This is a genomic window from uncultured Pseudoalteromonas sp. (assembly GCF_963922945.1).
Lineage (GTDB): Bacteria > Pseudomonadota > Gammaproteobacteria > Enterobacterales > Alteromonadaceae > Pseudoalteromonas.
Genome location: NZ_CAWUKC010000075.1, coordinates 1 through 18,967, shown reverse-complemented (window position 1 = coordinate 18,967; position 18,967 = coordinate 1). Strand labels below are relative to the sequence as shown.

Here is an 18,967-nt window from a genome sequence, read left to right as displayed (position 1 = left end):
TAGCTCAGTTGGTTAGCGCGCTACCTGTTTTAAATCCTAGCTATTATGCAAACACCCGCGGTGTTTATAAATTCGTGTAAACAAAAAGTCCTCGTATTACTTATCCATTAGTGCATATTTCTATTTAATTCCAAATTAAGCTATTACTTAAAGCCAATAATTTTGTTTGATTTATATACTATTTGTTTGCGACTTGATTATAATCGTTTAGTGGGTTTTAAAGGGAGTTTAGGTATGGTACGGGTTGGTATATTAACAATATTGTTTTTCTGTGTTTTGTTTAGCTCGCTAGCACATGCTTATACACTTAATAACAACATGACCCTAGAGGATGATAATCTGTGGCGCCCTGTTACCACCTTCAATACGCCTCCATCTGCACAGCAAGTAATTACATCTTATAAAAATGCGAGTGAAACGAGTAACTTACTCGGTAAAAGTGACGCTGTAGTGACAAAAATTGCACTTAATAGCTCCACCGCTGGAGATTGGTATGTACTACCGCAAGCTAATTTTATCGACGTAGGTTTAGCTTATTGGCAAACAGATCAAGGTGATATAATTGAACTAGGTGATTTTTCGCAATCTCACGTTAACCAACCTGCAATCTTAATGCATGGCCAAGCAATTAAACTATCACTATTAAAACCAAGTAACGGTACTCTATGGCTTTACCTAGAAGCTAAGCACTACCCTACACCTGTTGACTTAACTATATTAAGCGAGGATGCATTTTTGCATCATCAGTTCTATATAAACTCACTAACCCTTGTTGCTATTTCTATCATGCTCACTTTAGCAACCATGGCTTTTATAATTTTTGTTAGAGTAAAACAAAAAGTGGCTTTATTTTGTGCGGGGTATGTAGGTTTGCATGCTCTTGGGTGGGCATTTGCCTCGGGGGCTATAAATGCAGTATACGCAAGTCCTATATTTAATAAACATTACTTAGGCATGTATTTATTTGCCTTTGCAATAAGCTGCGCCGCCGCGTTTACCTACTATTTGTTTAATTTTGATAGAGAAAAAACCGCAAAATTGGGTAACGCTTTACAAACCTGTGCCATAGCATCATTTATCTGCGGCGTATGCAGCCTACTTTTACCATTTTATTTAGTATTTTACATCGCGCACGTTTTAGCGGCTTTATGGGTTTTACTCAGCCTAACAACTGGGTTTGTTATGCTTAGATTGAATGACTTTAGGGCCAAATATTTTTTATTTGGAAATTTATTATATAGCCTTTCATTAATCGTTTACGTTGCGTTTCATTTTGATTTAGTAAACACACCCTCAGCAGAAGTGTTTGTGTTGATAGCCTTAGCAATAGATTGCATATGTATTCTGCTGTCTTTATCTGAGTGGTTAAAGCTGAAGCAACATCAGTTTAGTACCCTATTGTATGAATCACGCTTTGATCCGCTCACTAGAGTTGGCAACCGATTATTATTAAATGACGAACTTAGTAAATTAGCGCACAGTGCTTACATTATTGTGTTTATAGATTGTGATGGTATAAAAAAGATAAATGATAAATACGGCCACGCAAAAGGTGATGCATTTTTAATTAACGCTGCAAGTTTAATGACGCGCCACCTAGCACAAGATGGCACTGTGTTTCGAACCGGAGGAGATGAATTTATTTGGTTATGTAAAGTTAAAAATAAATTAAATCTCCCCCAACAAAAAACCACGCTTACACAAAAGCTCACTGCATTACATAGCACTATTCAACAGCAATGGCCGCAATCAGGTATTAGTTATGGCATAGCATCGAGCGATGAATGCCAAAGCCATACTGAGTGTTTAACCTTAGCCGATGAGCGCATGTATAGCTTAAAATCAGCTCATAAACTTAAAGTATGTTAATCATGATGCCTATAACGTATTACCAACGCGCATTTAGCTCATTAACAGTATTAAGTACACTTGTATATCCGCCAGTTATTACATACCACTGTGTAGGGTTATCGTATACAACAACATTTTTTGGTTTTTTCTCAATAACAACTGTAGTGCTGCCATCTAGCTTAATAGATAAGGGTAATTAGCAAAGCTTGCAACCGAGTAAAAGCTAAACACAGCGACTAAACACATTCTTATGAATTTTTTGCCCATTTAAATAATTTCCTTTTTAATTTAAGAGTGAACGAGAGCGTAATGCTAACATGCAAAAAGATAAATAATAATGAGTCGCATTTTTTTTGTAAGGTTTAAAAGCGGTTTTCTCTGTTGTAAGTTTCAAAACACTTTAGGATGCAAAGCTACAGGTACTACTGCATGCTTTTACAAACATCTGTGCGCCATGCTGTGGGTAAATTACTTTTTATATGTTCTATAAACGCGTGCTGTTTTTTTGCTAGCTTACCAAATGGATAACATAGCCAAACAGGCAGCGGGTCTGCGACCCACTCATCTAAACATCGCTCAAAACATCCTGGGTGCGCACTCAAGCGCATATTCGCTTGCCATAACGGTAACAGGCCCAACCCATGCCCGTGGCTTATTGCATCCCCTTGCAATACAAGCTGATCAGATTGAATTCGCGATGCTGGGACTGCTACATTAAAGGTATTGCCGCGCTGATCAGTCATTTCTAGCTGTTCGTTTTCATTACCAATTAACTGAAGCCATTGCACGTTACTCAAATCCTCTGGGGACTTGGGGTAACCATTACGGTTGAAGTATTCCTGACTGCCAAAAACACCTTGCCAGAGCAAGCTCAACTTTTCTTGCCGTTGGCTTGTTTCTGGAAGAGCGCCCATGCACAATAAAATGTGCTCTCGCCATTGATTTGAGTTGGCTCCTATGTCTGTTTTTAATGTTACACTCACATCTGGATACTGCGTTAAAAACTGAGCAACCACGTCGCCTAGCCATCCCCTAAGTAACCCATTATCAACATAAACAATTACTTCTCCTTGTACTTTTTCATCCAATGTATCTAGCTCATGTTTAGCCTGTTTAGCTATACGCAATATTTGCTCGCAGTACTCATAAAAGCGCAGCCCCGCCTCTGTGGGGACTAAGCTATTAGGCATCCTTTTAAGGAGTGTGTAGCCAATATCGTGTTCTAAGTTTTTGAGGTGTCGGCTAAGGGTCGATTTTGATAATTGAAGCGTTTTGGCCGAATTAGATAAGCTACCGGAACCGACAACCGAAACAAAGCTACGTAACTCTTTAAACTGTGACATTAAATATTCCTCAACGTTTGGCGTAATTAAAAAATTTTTAAGCACGCTCATACACCGTTTGATTAATAAACAAACGTTCTTCATGTGTTGCACGTTTAGCAACACAGTGTTCCTTTTAAGTTGCTTTACATGATAACAATAAGGATTATCATTTGCACTCCAAAATAAATGGTCTACATGTAAAGGAGAACAATTTAATGTGCAACCGCTCAGCATTTAAGCTCGCACCATTGACCTGTAAAAAATTACCTTTGGCTTTACTTATCCCTTTAGCGATGGGGGTTTCTGCAAAAGAAAATATCAATGAAATGGAAACTATGGTTGTAACAGCCAGTGGTTACCAGCAAAAAATTATTGATGCACCAGCTTCTATCTCAGTGATATTGCAAGAAGAGTTACGTAAGCATTCCTATACAACTGTCGTCGACGCCGTTCGCGATATCCCTGGTGTTTACGTTAGTGGTGGCGGTAATATGCAAGATATTAGCATCCGCGGTATGGACGATCAGTACACCTTATACCTAGTTGACGGCCGCCCTCTTTCAGCTGGCCGCTCTGTCAATACCAACGGTTCCGACGGTGGTAAGCAAATTGGTGTCCCCCCGCTTGCAATGATTGAACGTGTAGAAGTTATTCGCGGCCCAATGTCATCACTTTATGGATCAGAGGCAATGGGTGGCGTAATTAATATTATTACTCGTGCAGCGCCACAGCAATGGTCTGGCAGTGCAGCGGCTAGTTATACCTCTGCAATGAATGATGTAAGTAACGATGAATACAACAGCGACTTTTATCTAGGCGGCGCTTTAATAAAAGATGTGTTAGGTGTTGAGCTGACAGGGTCTTTACAACATACCGATGAAAGTGATTACTCCGGTGGTGGTGATTCAGCTGCAAGTCGCCCCGACTCAGATACAACGCAATTAGGTGTTAAGTTTAACTGGGCCATTGATCCTCAAAATCGCATGAGCTTAGCCTATAACACATCAACTATAGATTTTGAACATAGCCCAGGCAAGTCTATTGCTATTGATGCGCAAGGCTCTGAGTATGAGTATGAAAAGCAAATGTACGTAGTAACACATAATGGTAATTATGGCAGACTCACTACAAATACGTATCTTCAGCAAGATTTATCAGAACGCGTGCAAGATGAAGATAAAAAAGAAGAAGTGATCACCTTCAACACATCAGCAACCTACGCGAGTGATAAACACATTTATACCCTAGGCGCGCGCTATAAAACAGAAGAGTTAGTTGATGAAACAAACGGCCTACTCGATGCTAACGTAGCAATAGCCAGCGATACAGTCGATCGATGGATTGGCGCTTTATTTACAGAGGTTGAGTGGAATTTTGTAGACGACTTGGGCATAACAACGGGTTTGCGCTACGACAACGATGAGCAATTTGGTTCGCACTGGTCCCCGCGTATTTATGCTAATTGGCGTGCAACAAATCATTTTAGTGTTAAAGGCGGGGTTTCAACTGGTTATACCCAACCTTCATTGTCACAAGCAACGGCCGGCTTTGGTCGAGGCACTGGCGGTGGCGGTTCACCTAACTTATCACCTGATGGAACATCAATTTCACGCGCCTTGATCATAGGTAACCCAGATCTCGAACCAGAGACCAGCGTTAACTACGAGGTCGGTTTTATTTATAACAACCCCAAGGTAGGTCTATCAACCAGCTTAATGCTTTACCATACAAACTTTGATGATAAAATTGCAGAAGATAGATACTGTGTTAGCGAAAATATTGATAGGAATGACTTTGAAAACTACCAATGTGAATTCAGCGGAAACACCTATCAGTTTTTAAGTACACGAAAAAATATCTCAAAAGCACAAATGCAAGGCTTAGAGGCCACAATAAATTATCGTATTGCGCAAAACCTTCGTGTTAAGGCTGATTATTCGTACACAGATTCTGAACAAAAAACCGGTGACTTTGCTGGCGAGCCATTGAATAAAATTCCAAAAAGTATGGCTAATGTATCACTAGATTGGGATGCCAGCGACACTATTAATCTGTGGAGCCGTGTGAATTATCGCGGAGAGACTACCGACTATTTAAGCCGCACCAGCTTAAGCGATGGTACGCCAGGTTATACAATGATGGATATAGGTGCACGTTACTGGATGACTAACGACCTAAAACTCATGGCGGGTTTATATAATGTTACAGATCGCGTTGTAACTAACGATACCTACGGTGTAGTGTTAGATGGAAGAAGACTTACTTTAAGCTTTAACTACGAGTTTTAATAATCATTGGGGCGTGTAAAAACGCCCCATTACACCGCAAATGCTTCAATCAAAAACACTTACCCTACTTATATAAATTTATACTCACCACTCCTTGTAAATTACCTTTGGGTGTTCAGCTTATAAATTTCTTTCATTCCAATATGCTATTAGTTACGCGCTTGAAATATATTAAACAGCATAAGAGTACAAAACAAATTATAACAAGTTATAATGGCGTTAATTTGTTAGGCAATTAAAGCTATAAATAACACCATTTAATTACACCAATAGGAGTTGTACATGGAACATATTATTTCGGGCGTGGCTAAGTTTCAAAAAGAAGTTTACCCATCAAAAAAAGCAGCGTTTCAAAAACTAGCCAATGGTCAAAACCCAGAAGTGTTATTTATCACCTGTGCAGACTCACGTATAGACCCTAACTTAGTAACTCAAACCGAGCCTGGTGAATTATTTATTTGTCGTAACGCGGGCAATATTATCCCGCCACATAGCAATCAAACCGGCGGCATGACTGCCTCAATTGAATTTGCAGTGGCAGCGCTGGGCGTATCACACATTATTATTTGTGGGCACTCGGATTGTGGTGCAATGAAAGGCGCAATAAATACTGAAGGTTTGTCTAGCTTACCACACGTTAAAGAATGGCTTGGACACAGCCGCGTAGCCACTGAGGTTGTAAAAGAAAAATGCGGTTGCGCAGAGCTAAATAATAACGACCACCTCGGCTTAGTAATTGAAGAGAACGTAGTACAACAATTACAGCATATAAAAACACACCCTGCTGTGGCTGCAAAAATTGCAACCGGTCAAGTTAAACTACATGGCTGGGTATATGATATAGAATCTGCAGAAATTAAAACCTACGATGAAGCAACAGGTAGCTTTAAACCTGTTGAAGATACCGATGTAGAAACCCTTGCAAAACAAGGCAAATAACTTACTTCACCTGCTTACTCTTATTTGTGCTTAATAAGAGTAAGCCCCATTTTATTTATAAAATGAACCTCTGGCGTTTATATCTCAGTTAACTAAATTTTTCGAATAAAAAATCTACAAAGCTTTTAACCTTTTGCGCTACAAACTTTCTATGCGGATAAATTGCAAATAAGCCAAATTCAAAGGTTTTATATTCTGCCATTACTTGTACAAGTTTGCCCGCAGCAATATCGTCTTTTACTACTATTTCAGGAATGAGGCCAATACCACCGCCGGCTAATACAACTTCTTTTACCGCGCGTGGGTTATTTACAGCAATACGTGAACTAACAGTGGCAGTAAGTGCTTCGCCCGCTGGCGATACAATTGGCCAGTGTTTGCCTATTTTAAAGTTGCTATCAATTATCGTTGCATGGCGCTCAAGGTCTGCAACATTTGATGGCGCGCCAGCGTGTTCAATATAATCAGTCGACGCACATAAAATTAACGGGTAGCTCGTAATTTGCCGCGCAATTAAATTGGAGTCAGATACACTGCCAATTCTGATTGCTAAATCAACACCCTCTTCAAGTAAATCTATTGTTTTATCAGAAAGCACTAACTCTATGCTTAAATTAGGAAAACGATTCATCAACTCAGGTAGTAATGGCGCAAGATTTGTTTCACCAAATGAAACTGGTGCACTTACTCGCAGCTTTCCGTTTACTGCAGCACCTTGGCCTGATAAGTTATCAAGCATTTCGTTATAGCTTTCGATCACTGGAACCATGCTTGCATAATAGCTTTGCCCAGCTTCGGTAATAGATATTTTCCGCGTAGAGCGGTTAAATAACCTAACCCCTAACTCTTGCTCTACAACACCCACGTACTTACTTACCAGTGCTTTAGAAAGCCCTAGCCTGTCGCCTGCAGCTGTAAACGAGCCCGTTTCAACAACTGCAATAATTGTTTTAATACCAGTAATAGTGTCCATGATTGTCAATATAGCATTGACATAAAATCATCACCAGTGCGGTTTTTCATTTTTGTATTTAGTGCAAAATAAACGCACCAACACTCAATGAGAAACATTATGAAAAACTTAACTTTATACCGTTTTACTTTATCTGGACATTCACATCGTGCCGAGTTATTTACATCGCTTTTAAAGCTTGATGTCAATATGGTAGATGTTGCACTTCAAAACGGCGAACATAAACAGTCCGACTTTCTAGAGATGAATATTTTTGGTCAAGTGCCAGTGCTTAAACACAACGACAACATCATTAGCGATTCAAATGCTATTTTAGTGTACTTGGCACAACAGTTTGACGAAAACAAAACCTGGTACCCAGAAGATGTGTTAACCCAGGCGCAAATCCAGCGCTGGTTAAGTGTTGCTGCAGGGCTTGTCGCTTCAGGCCCATGTTCGGCGCGGTTAGTTACTGTATTTGGTGCCCAGCTTGATCATCAAAACGCAATAAATATTGCTCACACGTTATTTAATACAATGGATGCATACTTACAAAATCGTGAATACCTAGTAGGCACACAGCCTACTATTGCCGACATTGCCAATTTTTCGTACATCGCACACGCACCAGAAGGCGGTGTATCGCTTGAGCAATACCCAAATATTTTAAGATGGTTAAACAACATTCGTAACCTTGATGGCTTTATAGCAATGCCCGAAACAAAAGCAGGTCTACTTGCTTAAGCTTTAAGCTTTTTTACTGCTTACAACAGGCTATTAAGCCTCTTTTTTATAGAGAAAATTGCCTACTAAAAAATTAAATCTTAATTTTGACAACCGCTTAAGGAATTTTCTATTTATAAGTACATACATAAGTAGCTTATATACACAGAGGATAAAGGGCGATAAGCTAAAACGATAATGTAATCATAATACGCAATATCACGGAGTGTTCAAAAATGGATATAGATTCACATATCGCTCAGCTTGAAAAGAAAAACAGAAGAATGTTTGGCTCAGTTCACTTTTTATTACTAACGCTCGTATTTTCAACCGCCATATTGGCTTTACTGTTTTTTACTGAGCCACTAATTGCAATTGCAGCTTCTGGATTTATTGCTTTTTTTCTACACTATTTTTACGCTCAATTAGCCTTTAAAAGGCTAAACTCTCGTATCACTTTATTACAAACAAAAATAAGCCATAGTGAATAAAAAAATGTTGGTTAATAAGTAAGTTCTCCACCCATTATAGAACTTTATGTTTTTTGTAAGCTCACTCAATAATTGACAAGATAAACGCATATGGATAGTACTGATTACTCACAATACTCCAAAGAGGCGCTTTTTGAGGTCCTAGAAAGCATTGACTATGAATTACATACTGCTAATGCGCTAAGCGCTTATAGCACGCTTGTAACTAAGTTTGGTGTAACCGATAACGAAGTAGCACAGCGATATAGTGACGATAACCTAATAGCTTCAATTTTAAAATTGTGCTTTTTCCCTTTTGCTAGTAACTATTCATCTTCAAATATTGATTTAAGAAATAAGGTTGCTGCAATCAAAACCGCACATTAAAAAGCCTACTCATAACCAAAGATGGGTCATGACACATCGCCATTTAATAACTGCAGCTTAAGTGCTACAACTCTAAATCCAGCTCATCAACGCCTTTAGCAGGTACGGCGCAGCAAATGAGCGCCTGCCCGTCCTCTACTGGGTAACTTACGTTATTTCGATAAGCCACACGCCCAGCATTTATTTTTACAGCGCAACTGCCGCAGGTGCCGTTTCGACAGCCAAATTCAGGCTCTAAACCATGGGATTCGGCTATATCAAGTAGCGTCCCGTCACCTTTATTCCAGCGTTGTTCAAAGCCTGATTTACTAAATTTAATAACGGTGTTGTCGGCTTCCTCAACACTCACTGGGTTGTTAGGCGTTTCGCTCGTTTTGAGCACTCTGCGCTTAATCGCGGAGGGCCCAAATGCTTCTGCAAATATGTTTTTATCCTGTACACCGAGCAATAAAAGCTCATTATATACATGCTGCATAAACGTTTCAGGACCGCATAAAAAGAATTCATAATCATCTAGCGGTAAGTAACTTTTGAGCACATCCGCATTTATTCGCCCTTTTAAATCAAAACTATCGCCCTCAACTTCAACAGGCTCAGGCTGAGATAAAAGTGAATAATAATCAATTGTGCCGCTACTGGCATCGGCAAGCATTTTTAGCTCATTATAAAAGGCGCGCTGATGGCTGTTTTTAGCACTATGAAAGATATGTAAAGGCCGTGAATAACGGGTTCTTACCCCTTCATCGGCAATGTATTTAGCCATTGATATCATGGGTGTAATTCCTATACCACCACCAATAAGTACCGCAGGTCTAGTGCTCGTTGGGTCAATAAAAAATTGTCCTTGCGGGTATTTAGCTAAAATAACGTCGCCTATTTTAACGTGATTATGAAAGTAATTAGACACCTCACCATTAAGCTCCTTTTTAATCGATAAGCGATAAAAATGTTCATGCGGGCTCGATGAAACCGTGTAAGTTCTAATTGCAGGTTTGCTATTACTATTTTTGCTGGGTACTTGTACGGTTAAATGCTGCCCAGCTTTAAACTCTAACAAGGTTGTATTGTCATCACCTTCTAAATAAAAAGAGGTAATGACATCACTTTCTTTTGTTATGCTAGTTACTTTAAAAGGCTGCCATGTATGTTTTAGTTTTGCGGCTTGTTTGTTTTTTTCAGCTTCTAGCCATGTGCCTGTCATTGTTGTGTTTGGGGAGTAAGCTTCAAATTTTGCTGTAAAAGGGAGTAAGTCTTTAAGCCACATTCCTTTAGTAAGAGTAAATTTCCAACCTCGGTCTGCGCCAATAAAGCCTTCAAGCTCTGGATCCCCATCCCATAAAATTTCAACACTGCCGGTAAGCATTAATATATTACCCGTGTCGAAATCAGGAAATAATAAACCCGCTTTTGGGTTTACTAAAAAATTACCCAAGGTATTAAAAAAATTATTACCCGCATAATCTGGAATAGTTAACGTGTTACCTTCACGCTTTACAAAACCCGGCATCCCACCACGGTGAGACACATCAACACCCTCAATTTTTGGATTGTTTTTTGCATTTATAAAGCTTGAAACAAAGAACGTATCACTGCTATCTATTAACCTAATTGCCGCATTATCAAGTGTACTAAATTCAACTTTTTGTATTGTATTATTTTTGCCTAAAGGGTCCCTATTAAACGTTAAGTTACGTGTTTGAATATACTGTGGGCAATTTCCGAAAGATTGATCAACATTAAAACTTACTTGCTCATCGCTAATTACCTCACCTACGCGTACGTTTAAGCGGTTACGCCTACGCGTACTTAGTTCAATACCTAATAAACCAATTGGCGAGCCTGTAATATTTAACGCGCTGTACAAGGGATCGTTTTTATCAACCCCGTGCGTCATTAATAATGATGTAGATGTTGGCGTTCTTAAAAAACCAGGTTTACCTGAAATAATAGAGGCCCACACATCGGCGTTTTCATCAACACTGCCAGCCACCACAAATGGTAACTGCTCAAAAAACGATTGATGCTGCTCTGGCATATATGAACGCACGGCACGTTCGCCAAATTTTGCCATTATTTCTCGTTTTCCAAGTTTGTCTTGTATTAATAGCTCACCTGTATGAAATGGTGATTCATTTTTTGTGTCTATATTTTGCATACTTAACCCCAATGCTATGAATAGGGCAAATTTAGCGCAATAAAGTACTTATGATAATCCGTCTTTTATTGACTGATAATTCATATTTCAAAGACAATTGTGCACACTCTTAGTGCTTTGTGTGCACCACCCCGATACAGCAAACGGGTTTATATCAAACTTAAATGAAGTAAAGCTCGTAAAAACAAAAACTTAAAAATATGGCCATATTTTTGCTTACATTAAAATAACAAAGCGCGTATTAATAACGACACAAATTAAGGTTGAGAAACCAACCGTAGGCAAAGAAGCCCGCTCGCAGTTGCATTAACTTGTATCTGTGGCGGGCTTTTTTGTTTTTTAATTAACCGTCACTGAGGGGATACCAATGCAAACACCAACAAAAATACTCATTATTGGTAATGGGATGGTTGGGCACCATTTTGTAGAGCAAATGCGCCAAAGCGACGCTAACGCGCACATTACCGTACTGTGCGGAGAAGCAAACTTAGCTTATGACCGTGTTTACTTATCCAGCGTATTTGATGGTAAAACAGCCGCCGATTTAGCTCTCACCACCTTTGATAATTATCAGCAATTAAATATTAATGTGCACATAAACCAATGGGTTGATGAAATAGATAAAACAAACAAAGTAGTTAGCACTCAAACTGGCGATAAGTTTAGTTACGATAAGCTTATTTTAGCAACAGGGTCGTACCCGTTTGTACCGCCAATTAAAGGGAATGACCAACCCCATTGCTTGGTTTACCGTACCCTAGAGGATTTAGAGCAAATAAAAGCAAGCGCTGCTCAAAGCAAAAGTGGCGTTGTTATAGGTGGCGGTTTATTAGGACTTGAAGCGGCCAATGCAATTAAGCAACTTGGGCTTGATACTCATGTAGTTGAATTTGCCCCCCAACTTATGGCTGTCCAACTCGACTCTCAAGGTGGCACGCTATTAAAAAACAAAATTGAAAAATTGGGCGTGAGCGTGCATACCGCTAAGGCCACCAGCGAAATAGCAAAAGGCGAAATAAGCCGTTACAGATTAAATTTTTCAGATGGCACGTTTTTAGAAACCGACTTAATTTTGTTCTCAGCCGGTATTCGCCCTTACGATGAGCTAGGTAAAGTAGCCGAGCTAGAATTAGGAGAGCGCGGCGGTATCGTAATCAATAATCAATGCCAAACTTCAGACCCTGACATTTATGCCATTGGCGAGTGCGCCCTTTGGCACAAAAAACTTTTTGGCTTAGTCGCGCCTGGCTATAACATGGCACGCGTTACAGCAAGCCAACTAACAGGCGGCAACCTTGAGTTTTTAGGTGCCGATATGAGCACAAAATTAAAGCTACTCGGTGTAGAGGTAGGCTCAATTGGTGATGCTCACGCTAAAACCCCCGATTGCAAAGAGCTAATTTATCAAGATCCTATTCGTGATTGTTATAAAAAAATTATCTTAAACGAGGCCGGTAATAAGTTATTAGGCGCAGTACTTGTTGGCGATACCAGCGATTACGACACATTGTTGCAGTACATGTTAAACGACATGGAATTACCCGAACACCCTGAGTGCCTGATTTTACCTGACAGCGAAGGCGCACCTGTTTTAGCGGGAAATGCTCTGCCCGATACCGCCACTATTTGTTCATGCCACAATGTAAGCAAAGGCGATATAGTGGGTGCCATTGATGTCGGCTCTTGTGATTTAGCCACAGTTAAGGCGTGCACCAAAGCCGCCAGCGGCTGTGGTGGCTGTGCCGCATTATTAAAGTCAGTTGTCGATAGTGAACTTGAAAGCCGTGGCGTTGAAGTTAACAACCATGTGTGTGAACATTTTGCATTTTCGCGCCAAGAGTTACTGCATTTAGTAAAAGTAGAGAGCATTAAAACGTTTGATGATTTACTCCTAAAACATGGTAGCGGTCATCACGGCTGTGAAATATGTAAGCCCGCGGTGGCCTCTATTTTAGCCTCAACGTGGAACGACTTTATTTTAGAGCCTGCTCATGTTGGCCTGCAAGACACCAACGACACTTACCTTGCTAATATGCAAAAAGATGGCTCCTACTCTGTAGTACCGCGTATAGCAGGTGGAGAAATTACTCCCGATAAACTCATTGTTATTGGCCAAGTTGCCAAAGACTTTAATCTCTATTGTAAAATCACAGGTGGGCAGCGTATTGATTTATTTGGTGCACGCCTTGAAGAACTTCCTATTATTTGGCAAAGGCTTATAGCAGCAGGTTTTGAAACCGGCCATGCGTATGGTAAATCGCTCAGAACGGTTAAATCGTGTGTTGGCAGTACATGGTGTCGTTATGGTGTACAAGACAGTGTTGGCCACGCAATTGCAATTGAAAACCGCTACAAAGGTTTACGTGCACCACATAAATTTAAAATGGCTGTATCGGGCTGTACTCGCGAATGCGCTGAGGCACAAAGCAAAGACATAGGCGTAATAGCGACCGAAAATGGCTGGAACTTATATGTATGTGGTAATGGCGGTATGCGCCCACGCCATGCTGATTTATTTGCTACCGATTTAGATACCGACACACTCATTAAATACATTGACCGTGTGATCATGTTTTACATTAAAACCGCCGATAAGCTACAGCGCACCTCAGTGTGGTTGGAAAATTTAGAGGGCGGGTTAGATTATTTAAAAAGCGTAGTAATAGACGACAGCTTAGGAATTCGCCACGAACTTGAAGCGCAAATGGCGCTTATAACTAAAACTTATGCCTGCGAATGGAAAAAAGCTGTCGAAAGTCCTGAAGCCTCAAAACGGTTCCGCCAATTTATTAATAGCCCAGATGCCGATAGCAATATTTTATTTGTACAAGAGCGCAACCAAATTCGCCCCGCCACTGAGTCTGAAAAACGTAACCAGCAAAATTCAACAAACCGTATTCCCGTAGTGGAAATTGAGCAGGAGCAAGCTGATGTATTGGCATAAAATTGGAACAACCGACGACCTAGTTGCTAATAGTGGCGTATGCGCTTTAGTAAACAACCAACAAGTGGCCGTATTTTATGTTCCACAAAATAGTGAGCCTGTATTAGCCATTAGCAACTACGACCCAATAGGTAAAGCCAATGTACTATCGCGCGGCATTATTGGCTCTATTGATGGAAAGTTAGTCGTCGCCTCCCCTTTGTATAAGCAACATTTTTGTTTAAACACCGGCGAATGCCTAGAAGCAGAGGCAATACAGCTTCCCGTATTTGAAGCCAAAATAGACAGCGGTAGTGTTTTTGTCAGCGCTGAGCCAAAAGCCATTACCGCGTTAGCCTGAGGAGCATAAAATGAGTGTTCTTTCGTATTTTTCAGGTATTGAAAGCCTGTGGCTGAACAAATTTGTTAATAAGCTAACACACGGTACAAAGCACAAAGCTAAACATAAAAAAAACGGCCAAGTGTATTTAATAGGAGCAGGCCCAGGCGATGCTGAGCTTATAACTGTGAAAGCACAGCGCCTCATTGCAGCAGCCGATGTGGTATTGTTCAACAGCCTAGTGAGTGAAGCGCTTTTAAATACCTTGCCTAAACACGCACAGCAAGTGTATGTAGGTAAACGCGCAGGAAAGCACTCTATGCCACAAGCTGCCATTAGTGCCCTATTAGTAAAATACGCACAACAAGGGTGTAAAGTTGTTCGTTTAAAAGGGGGTGATCCGAGTATTTTTGCGCGCATCAATGAAGAGGCGAGCGCCTTAACTGAGCACCATATTAATTTTGCTATTATACCTGGCGTTACCACAGCCTGTGCTGCCTCAGCGTATACCGGTATCCCCCTTACCGCCCGTGATGTGGCCCGAGGTGTCACATTTTTAACGGCGCAATTTGCCGATCCGAATAACCCCCCTAATTGGCACAACTACACCTATATAAAGGGCTCTAATAACCCCACGTTAGTCGTCTATATGGGTTTAGGACGTTTAGACGCATTACGTACTGGTTTGCAATCGGTTGGCTGGCCTAAAACAACCCCCATTGCCTTAATAGAAAACGCCACCACCACTCAGCAAAAAATAATAACCAGCACGCTTGAACAAATTATTAGTGAGAATGCGCAGCACACATTCACGGGCCCTACGCTCATTATGGTGGGCGAGGTAATAAATCATCAAATGGCTATCAACCCAGCATTGTTGCAATGTAGCAACGCATAAATTCCCCCTCTGGTGTTTGCTCTGTGCAGTTTACAGAGTAAACACTTTTTTTCCCAAATTAATGAAGGGCGCAATCGAGTGCAAAAACAACTATTTTTGCACCAAAAAGGGTTGCTCCTGTAATAAGAACAGATACGTTAAAATGGGAACAATTAACAAGTATGGTTTAAGCAACTGTTTTAATTTAATTTTAAATTCAATCGAAAATTTTTTAAACCATTGGAACAGTGGTTGCACTTTATATACAAAAAAGTGTGGAACAAGTCCTATGTTATCGAGCAATCCTCTCACAAAACAGTTTTTATTAGCAGCAAAATATCAAGAGATTCATGCATTAAAACAGCTACAAAAAAGCTGTGCATCGCTTACTAAGCTGGGCGATTTTATACATCAGTTACAAAAAGAACGCGGTATGAGCAATATTTATTTAGCCTCTAACCGCAAACGCTTTTCCTCGCAGTTAAAACAACAAATTAGCTTAACAGAGCAAACGCAAACGCAGTTTTACCACTCAATTAAAACCACTTTTATTACCGATAACGCCGACACAGGTCACACCCGTTTATACAATTTAATTACCCATAGTTTGCAATCGTTAGATGCGCTACCAAACCTTAGAGTGCAAATAGCAAATCAAAAAGTGAGTCCTGTGCATGCTACGCAATCATACACACAACTTATAGCGTATTTACTAAATATAATTTTAGAAGCCGCCGATGGTGCCAGTGACCCACGCGTTACTCGCTTGCTAGTAGCTTACTTTAATTTTATGCAAGGTAAAGAATACGCCGGGCAAGAGCGTGCGTGTGGCGCGCAAGCGTTCGCATCAAGTAAATTTACGGTGGAGCAAAAACAACAACTTGCTCATTTTGTGCAACAACAGCACCACAGCTTTACGTTTTTTAACGAATACGCCGACGATCACGTATTAAAATGCTACCGCTCATTAACTGATCACCCAGTAAATAAGCAGGTGGATCAGTTACGTGGACTTTTACAAAATTTAGATGACGAAAACGCGCAGCCGCTTTCTCAGCTTAGCGAGGTGTGGTACGAGGTAACAACAACGCGTATCGATATTATGCACAAAATTGAGCAAAACCTCAGTGACTACCTTATTGACACTGCAGCAATGCAAATAGCCAAGGCGCAGCGCACTTTAAACTCTAATAAACAGGTTATAAGCAACCTTGAAGAACAATACATGATCATGACCGACGGCCAACTCGCATTTAACCATGATAACCCCCAAAATACCGCCGCTAATAAACTCAATAGCAATAAAAGCATGTACGACTTAATCATGGAGCAAAGCCAACATATTAAGCAAATTAACCAAGCTTTAATTGATGCTAAACGGGTAATAACAGAACAAAAAATAATACATCAGGCAAAGTATATTTTAATTGAACAGCTAAGCCTTAGTGAAGAGCAAGCCCATAAAAAATTACAAAAGCAAGCAATGGATTCGCACTGCTCTCTATATACTATTGCGCAAAAAATTGTAGAGCTAAGCGATTAACATTGCTCGTGTGGTTAGCACCCAAAACCGCCCTAAAGTAAAGGTTTTAAAAAGCGGTTTTTACGGGGTAAGTAATAATCATCGTAATCAAGTGAGACAATAATACGCTCTGCTTTTCCAAGTAGTTCGCTACGAGGGATCAAACCAATGACACGCGAGTCAGCACTGTGGTCGCGGTTATCACCCATGGCTAAATAATAATCATCTGGAATAGTAATTGTATCAAAACCTGATAGCCGTGAAGGCGTGTGTGCAACACGAATCGTGTGTTTGTGACCATTTAAGTCTTCTATTCTGTCTAAAGAATCAATATTGCTTTGCACGTTATTGTATTTAAGTTTAACGCCATTAATTACAAGCTCGTTGTTATAAAGCGCTACGGTATCACCCGGTACGCCAATTACGCGTTTAATTAGCCGGTTATCAGCAGCTTGAGAGTCAAATACAATAATATCGCCAGTTTGTGGGTCGGCTAATTTAACTAAAGGAATATGTGTAAATGGTATGCGTATATCGTAGGCCATTTTATCAGTTAATATTCTATCGCCTTCTAAAATAGTGGGTTTCATCGAACCTGTCGGTACTTCATACCAATCGGCAACTGCACTTCTAAACACACTCATCAGCGCAATAAATATAATTAACGAACGGTTATTCTTCCAAAATTTATAAAGTGCCTTCATACCTAGTCCCTACCTATCATAAGTAATAGTATGACTAAGTTAAAGCCAAGCAGTTCAATGGAGAATGTAACAAAAAGTGTGGTGATATTAGGTAGAATTACCAAGGCTGATGCCTTGGTAAAAGGGTAACTTATGAAGCCTATTGCTGGTTTAGTTTGTCTTTCGCTTCTTTTACTTTTTCAAAATCTAAGCCTAGCTCGTCGGTAGCCTCTTTAATTAAATGCGGTTGAGTCATCACCACGGCCATTAGTTGCTGTAGTTTTTCAGGTGGAATACCAAGCTCTTGAACAAGCGCCATAGCCATCATTGGGTTTTGAGTAAACGCTTCAAACAATGCTTTTACTTTTTCATCACTTACATTGTGCTCTTTGAGTATTGCTAGTATTGGGTTCATTTTTAACCTTGTGTGTTTTGTACGTATTTTATATTTACTAAATTATATTAGCTGAGCCATGCATTAACAACGCCAACACACGCCTCAGTGTTACATTAGGTGGTTATTCTACAAGCAATACCACTTTACCGGCATTTTCATTACGCTCTAAAATAGCATGCGCTTCGTTTGCATCGTTCCAAGGGAGCGTTTTATACACGTTAAAGTCGTATTTTTTAGTTGCAATATCATTGTAAAAACGCGCGACTAAATCATCGCGTAATTGGCGTTTAAACTCTATACTGCGGTTTCTAAGTGTTGATGCATGAAACGAAACACGCTTGCGTAATAACGCTGCAAAATCAACTTCGGCAAAGCGCCCATCTAAAAAGGCGAGCATAATAATTTGGCAATCCATAGCAGCAATAGCTGCATTCTTATTTAAATAGCTGCCCGATACAGGGTCGACAATTACATTTGCTAAAAGCTCATTTGCTTGCATATATTCTACAAAATCAGTTGTTTTGTAGTTAATGGCATGATCGGCGCCAAGGGCTTTTGCATGCTCGCATTTTTCATCTGAGCCGGCTGTAATAACCACCGTAGCACCTGCACTTTTAGCCATTTGAATAGCCGCACCGCCTACACCACTAGCCCCGGCATGAATAAGCGCAGTTTGGCCTTGTTGTAATTTACCCAGTTCAAAAAGCGCACCAAATGCTGTTAGGTATACTTCGCTAATGGCAGCACCTTCTACCATGGTTAGCTCATCGGGTAATGCCATTAATTGTTTGGCATCTATAGCTACGTACTCGCTGTAAGCCCCGCCCGCGCATAAGCTAAAAATACGTTTATAAAGCCAACTTTTGTCAACTTCACTACCCAGCTCAACCACTGTGCCTGCACACTCTAAACCTAAAATGGGGCTATCCCCAGCTGGCGCTGGATATTTACCTTGGCGCTGCATGCAATCAGCGCGATTTACACCTATAGCAGATACTTTTACTAGCACTTCGTGGCTTTTTAAAACCGGTTTATCGGTTTCACTAAATGCAAGGGTGCCATCCTCATGAGAAATATATTTCATTAATGCTCCGTATTTAACCTTTTAATTAGGGCCTGTTAACCTTTCAGGATT

Annotated in this window: 16 protein-coding genes; 10 read left to right on the top strand and 6 right to left on the bottom strand. The window is 40.3% G+C overall.

Features of this window, described 5'->3' with window-relative positions:
* Positions 1-234: 234 nt before the first annotated feature.
* A complete protein-coding gene (locus tag AABI99_RS14265) occupies positions 235-1,869 on the top strand; it encodes a diguanylate cyclase (protein ID WP_338366552.1) in 1,635 nt (544 codons plus the stop codon).
* A gap of 404 nt (positions 1,870-2,273) precedes the next feature.
* Here the strand turns inward: AABI99_RS14265 and AABI99_RS14260 are convergent, their stop codons facing one another.
* Positions 2,274-3,194 (bottom strand): LysR family transcriptional regulator, encoded by a 921-nt coding sequence (locus tag AABI99_RS14260; protein ID WP_338366551.1) that lies wholly within the window; start codon positions 3,192-3,194, stop codon positions 2,274-2,276.
* A gap of 197 nt (positions 3,195-3,391) precedes the next feature.
* Between AABI99_RS14260 and AABI99_RS14255 the strand changes: the two genes are divergently transcribed.
* Both AABI99_RS14255 and AABI99_RS14250 read left to right on the top strand, forming a co-directional pair.
* Positions 3,392-5,464: a TonB-dependent receptor gene (locus AABI99_RS14255; protein WP_338366550.1), complete on the top strand. Its 2,073-nt coding sequence runs from the start codon at positions 3,392-3,394 to the stop codon at positions 5,462-5,464.
* 282 nt (positions 5,465-5,746) lie between these two features.
* Positions 5,747-6,403 carry a carbonic anhydrase gene (locus AABI99_RS14250; protein ID WP_338366549.1) on the top strand — a complete coding sequence of 219 codons (657 nt, stop codon included), beginning with the start codon at positions 5,747-5,749 and terminating at the stop codon, positions 6,401-6,403.
* An 88-nt stretch (positions 6,404-6,491) separates the two neighbouring features.
* Here the strand turns inward: AABI99_RS14250 and AABI99_RS14245 are convergent, their stop codons facing one another.
* Positions 6,492-7,376 (bottom strand): LysR family transcriptional regulator, encoded by an 885-nt coding sequence (locus AABI99_RS14245; RefSeq protein ID WP_338366548.1) that lies wholly within the window; start codon positions 7,374-7,376, stop codon positions 6,492-6,494.
* Positions 7,377-7,475: 99 nt separating this feature from the next.
* On the opposite strand from AABI99_RS14245, the gene AABI99_RS14240 reads away from it, so the two are divergent.
* The 3 genes from AABI99_RS14240 (at position 7,476) to AABI99_RS14230 (ending at position 8,935) form a co-directional block, all read left to right on the top strand.
* Positions 7,476-8,099, top strand: coding sequence for a glutathione S-transferase (locus AABI99_RS14240; protein ID WP_338366547.1), 624 nt, complete (start codon positions 7,476-7,478; stop codon positions 8,097-8,099).
* A 215-nt stretch (positions 8,100-8,314) separates the two neighbouring features.
* On the top strand, positions 8,315-8,569 hold the full coding sequence (locus tag AABI99_RS14235) for a hypothetical protein (RefSeq protein WP_338366546.1): 255 nt from the start codon (positions 8,315-8,317) through the stop codon (positions 8,567-8,569).
* Between the two features lie 90 nt (positions 8,570-8,659).
* Positions 8,660-8,935, top strand: coding sequence for a hypothetical protein (locus tag AABI99_RS14230; protein ID WP_338366545.1), 276 nt, complete (start codon positions 8,660-8,662; stop codon positions 8,933-8,935).
* Between the two features lie 64 nt (positions 8,936-8,999).
* Here the strand turns inward: AABI99_RS14230 and AABI99_RS14225 are convergent, their stop codons facing one another.
* On the bottom strand, positions 9,000-11,090 hold the full coding sequence (locus AABI99_RS14225) for a pyridoxamine 5'-phosphate oxidase family protein (protein ID WP_338366544.1): 2,091 nt from the start codon (positions 11,088-11,090) through the stop codon (positions 9,000-9,002).
* A 367-nt stretch (positions 11,091-11,457) separates the two neighbouring features.
* On the opposite strand from AABI99_RS14225, the gene nirB reads away from it, so the two are divergent.
* The 4 genes from nirB (at position 11,458) to AABI99_RS14205 (ending at position 16,773) form a co-directional block, all read left to right on the top strand.
* Entirely contained in the window at positions 11,458-14,034 is a 2,577-nt protein-coding gene (gene nirB / locus AABI99_RS14220; protein ID WP_338366543.1) for a nitrite reductase large subunit NirB, read from the top strand.
* A complete protein-coding gene (gene nirD, locus AABI99_RS14215; protein WP_338366542.1) occupies positions 14,021-14,374 on the top strand; it encodes a nitrite reductase small subunit NirD in 354 nt (117 codons plus the stop codon). The genes nirB and nirD overlap by 14 nt, the downstream gene beginning before the upstream one ends.
* A gap of 10 nt (positions 14,375-14,384) precedes the next feature.
* Positions 14,385-15,251, top strand: a complete 867-nt coding sequence (gene cobA, locus AABI99_RS14210; RefSeq protein WP_338366541.1) for a uroporphyrinogen-III C-methyltransferase — start codon at positions 14,385-14,387, stop codon at positions 15,249-15,251.
* 268 nt (positions 15,252-15,519) lie between these two features.
* Positions 15,520-16,773 (top strand): nitrate- and nitrite sensing domain-containing protein, encoded by a 1,254-nt coding sequence (locus AABI99_RS14205; RefSeq protein ID WP_338366540.1) that lies wholly within the window; start codon positions 15,520-15,522, stop codon positions 16,771-16,773.
* Positions 16,774-16,805: 32 nt separating this feature from the next.
* Here the strand turns inward: AABI99_RS14205 and lepB are convergent, their stop codons facing one another.
* From lepB to AABI99_RS14190, 3 genes are all read right to left on the bottom strand, one after another.
* On the bottom strand, positions 16,806-17,456 hold the full coding sequence (gene lepB / locus AABI99_RS14200; protein ID WP_338366539.1) for a signal peptidase I: 651 nt from the start codon (positions 17,454-17,456) through the stop codon (positions 16,806-16,808).
* Positions 17,457-17,595: 139 nt separating this feature from the next.
* On the bottom strand, positions 17,596-17,850 hold the full coding sequence (locus AABI99_RS14195; protein WP_004586776.1) for a DUF2999 family protein: 255 nt from the start codon (positions 17,848-17,850) through the stop codon (positions 17,596-17,598).
* Between the two features lie 103 nt (positions 17,851-17,953).
* Positions 17,954-18,916, bottom strand: coding sequence for a zinc-binding dehydrogenase (locus tag AABI99_RS14190; RefSeq protein ID WP_338366538.1), 963 nt, complete (start codon positions 18,914-18,916; stop codon positions 17,954-17,956).
* Positions 18,917-18,967 lie beyond the last annotated feature (51 nt).

What these genes read in the sequence shown, in the direction of transcription:
- AABI99_RS14265 (WP_338366552.1), top strand. Translation starts at nt 235, where the DNA reads ATGGTACGGGTTGGTATATTAACAATATTGTTTTTCTGTGTTTTGTTT.
- AABI99_RS14260 (WP_338366551.1), bottom strand. Translation starts at nt 3,194, where the DNA reads ATGTCACAGTTTAAAGAGTTACGTAGCTTTGTTTCGGTTGTCGGTTCC.
- AABI99_RS14255 (WP_338366550.1), top strand. Translation starts at nt 3,392, where the DNA reads ATGTGCAACCGCTCAGCATTTAAGCTCGCACCATTGACCTGTAAAAAA.
- AABI99_RS14250 (WP_338366549.1), top strand. Translation starts at nt 5,747, where the DNA reads ATGGAACATATTATTTCGGGCGTGGCTAAGTTTCAAAAAGAAGTTTAC.
- AABI99_RS14245 (WP_338366548.1), bottom strand. Translation starts at nt 7,376, where the DNA reads ATGGACACTATTACTGGTATTAAAACAATTATTGCAGTTGTTGAAACG.
- AABI99_RS14240 (WP_338366547.1), top strand. Translation starts at nt 7,476, where the DNA reads ATGAAAAACTTAACTTTATACCGTTTTACTTTATCTGGACATTCACAT.
- AABI99_RS14235 (WP_338366546.1), top strand. Translation starts at nt 8,315, where the DNA reads ATGGATATAGATTCACATATCGCTCAGCTTGAAAAGAAAAACAGAAGA.
- AABI99_RS14230 (WP_338366545.1), top strand. Translation starts at nt 8,660, where the DNA reads ATGGATAGTACTGATTACTCACAATACTCCAAAGAGGCGCTTTTTGAG.
- AABI99_RS14225 (WP_338366544.1), bottom strand. Translation starts at nt 11,090, where the DNA reads ATGCAAAATATAGACACAAAAAATGAATCACCATTTCATACAGGTGAG.
- nirB (WP_338366543.1), top strand. Translation starts at nt 11,458, where the DNA reads ATGCAAACACCAACAAAAATACTCATTATTGGTAATGGGATGGTTGGG.
- nirD (WP_338366542.1), top strand. Translation starts at nt 14,021, where the DNA reads ATGTATTGGCATAAAATTGGAACAACCGACGACCTAGTTGCTAATAGT.
- cobA (WP_338366541.1), top strand. Translation starts at nt 14,385, where the DNA reads ATGAGTGTTCTTTCGTATTTTTCAGGTATTGAAAGCCTGTGGCTGAAC.
- AABI99_RS14205 (WP_338366540.1), top strand. Translation starts at nt 15,520, where the DNA reads ATGTTATCGAGCAATCCTCTCACAAAACAGTTTTTATTAGCAGCAAAA.
- lepB (WP_338366539.1), bottom strand. Translation starts at nt 17,456, where the DNA reads ATGAAGGCACTTTATAAATTTTGGAAGAATAACCGTTCGTTAATTATA.
- AABI99_RS14195 (WP_004586776.1), bottom strand. Translation starts at nt 17,850, where the DNA reads ATGAACCCAATACTAGCAATACTCAAAGAGCACAATGTAAGTGATGAA.
- AABI99_RS14190 (WP_338366538.1), bottom strand. Translation starts at nt 18,916, where the DNA reads ATGAAATATATTTCTCATGAGGATGGCACCCTTGCATTTAGTGAAACC.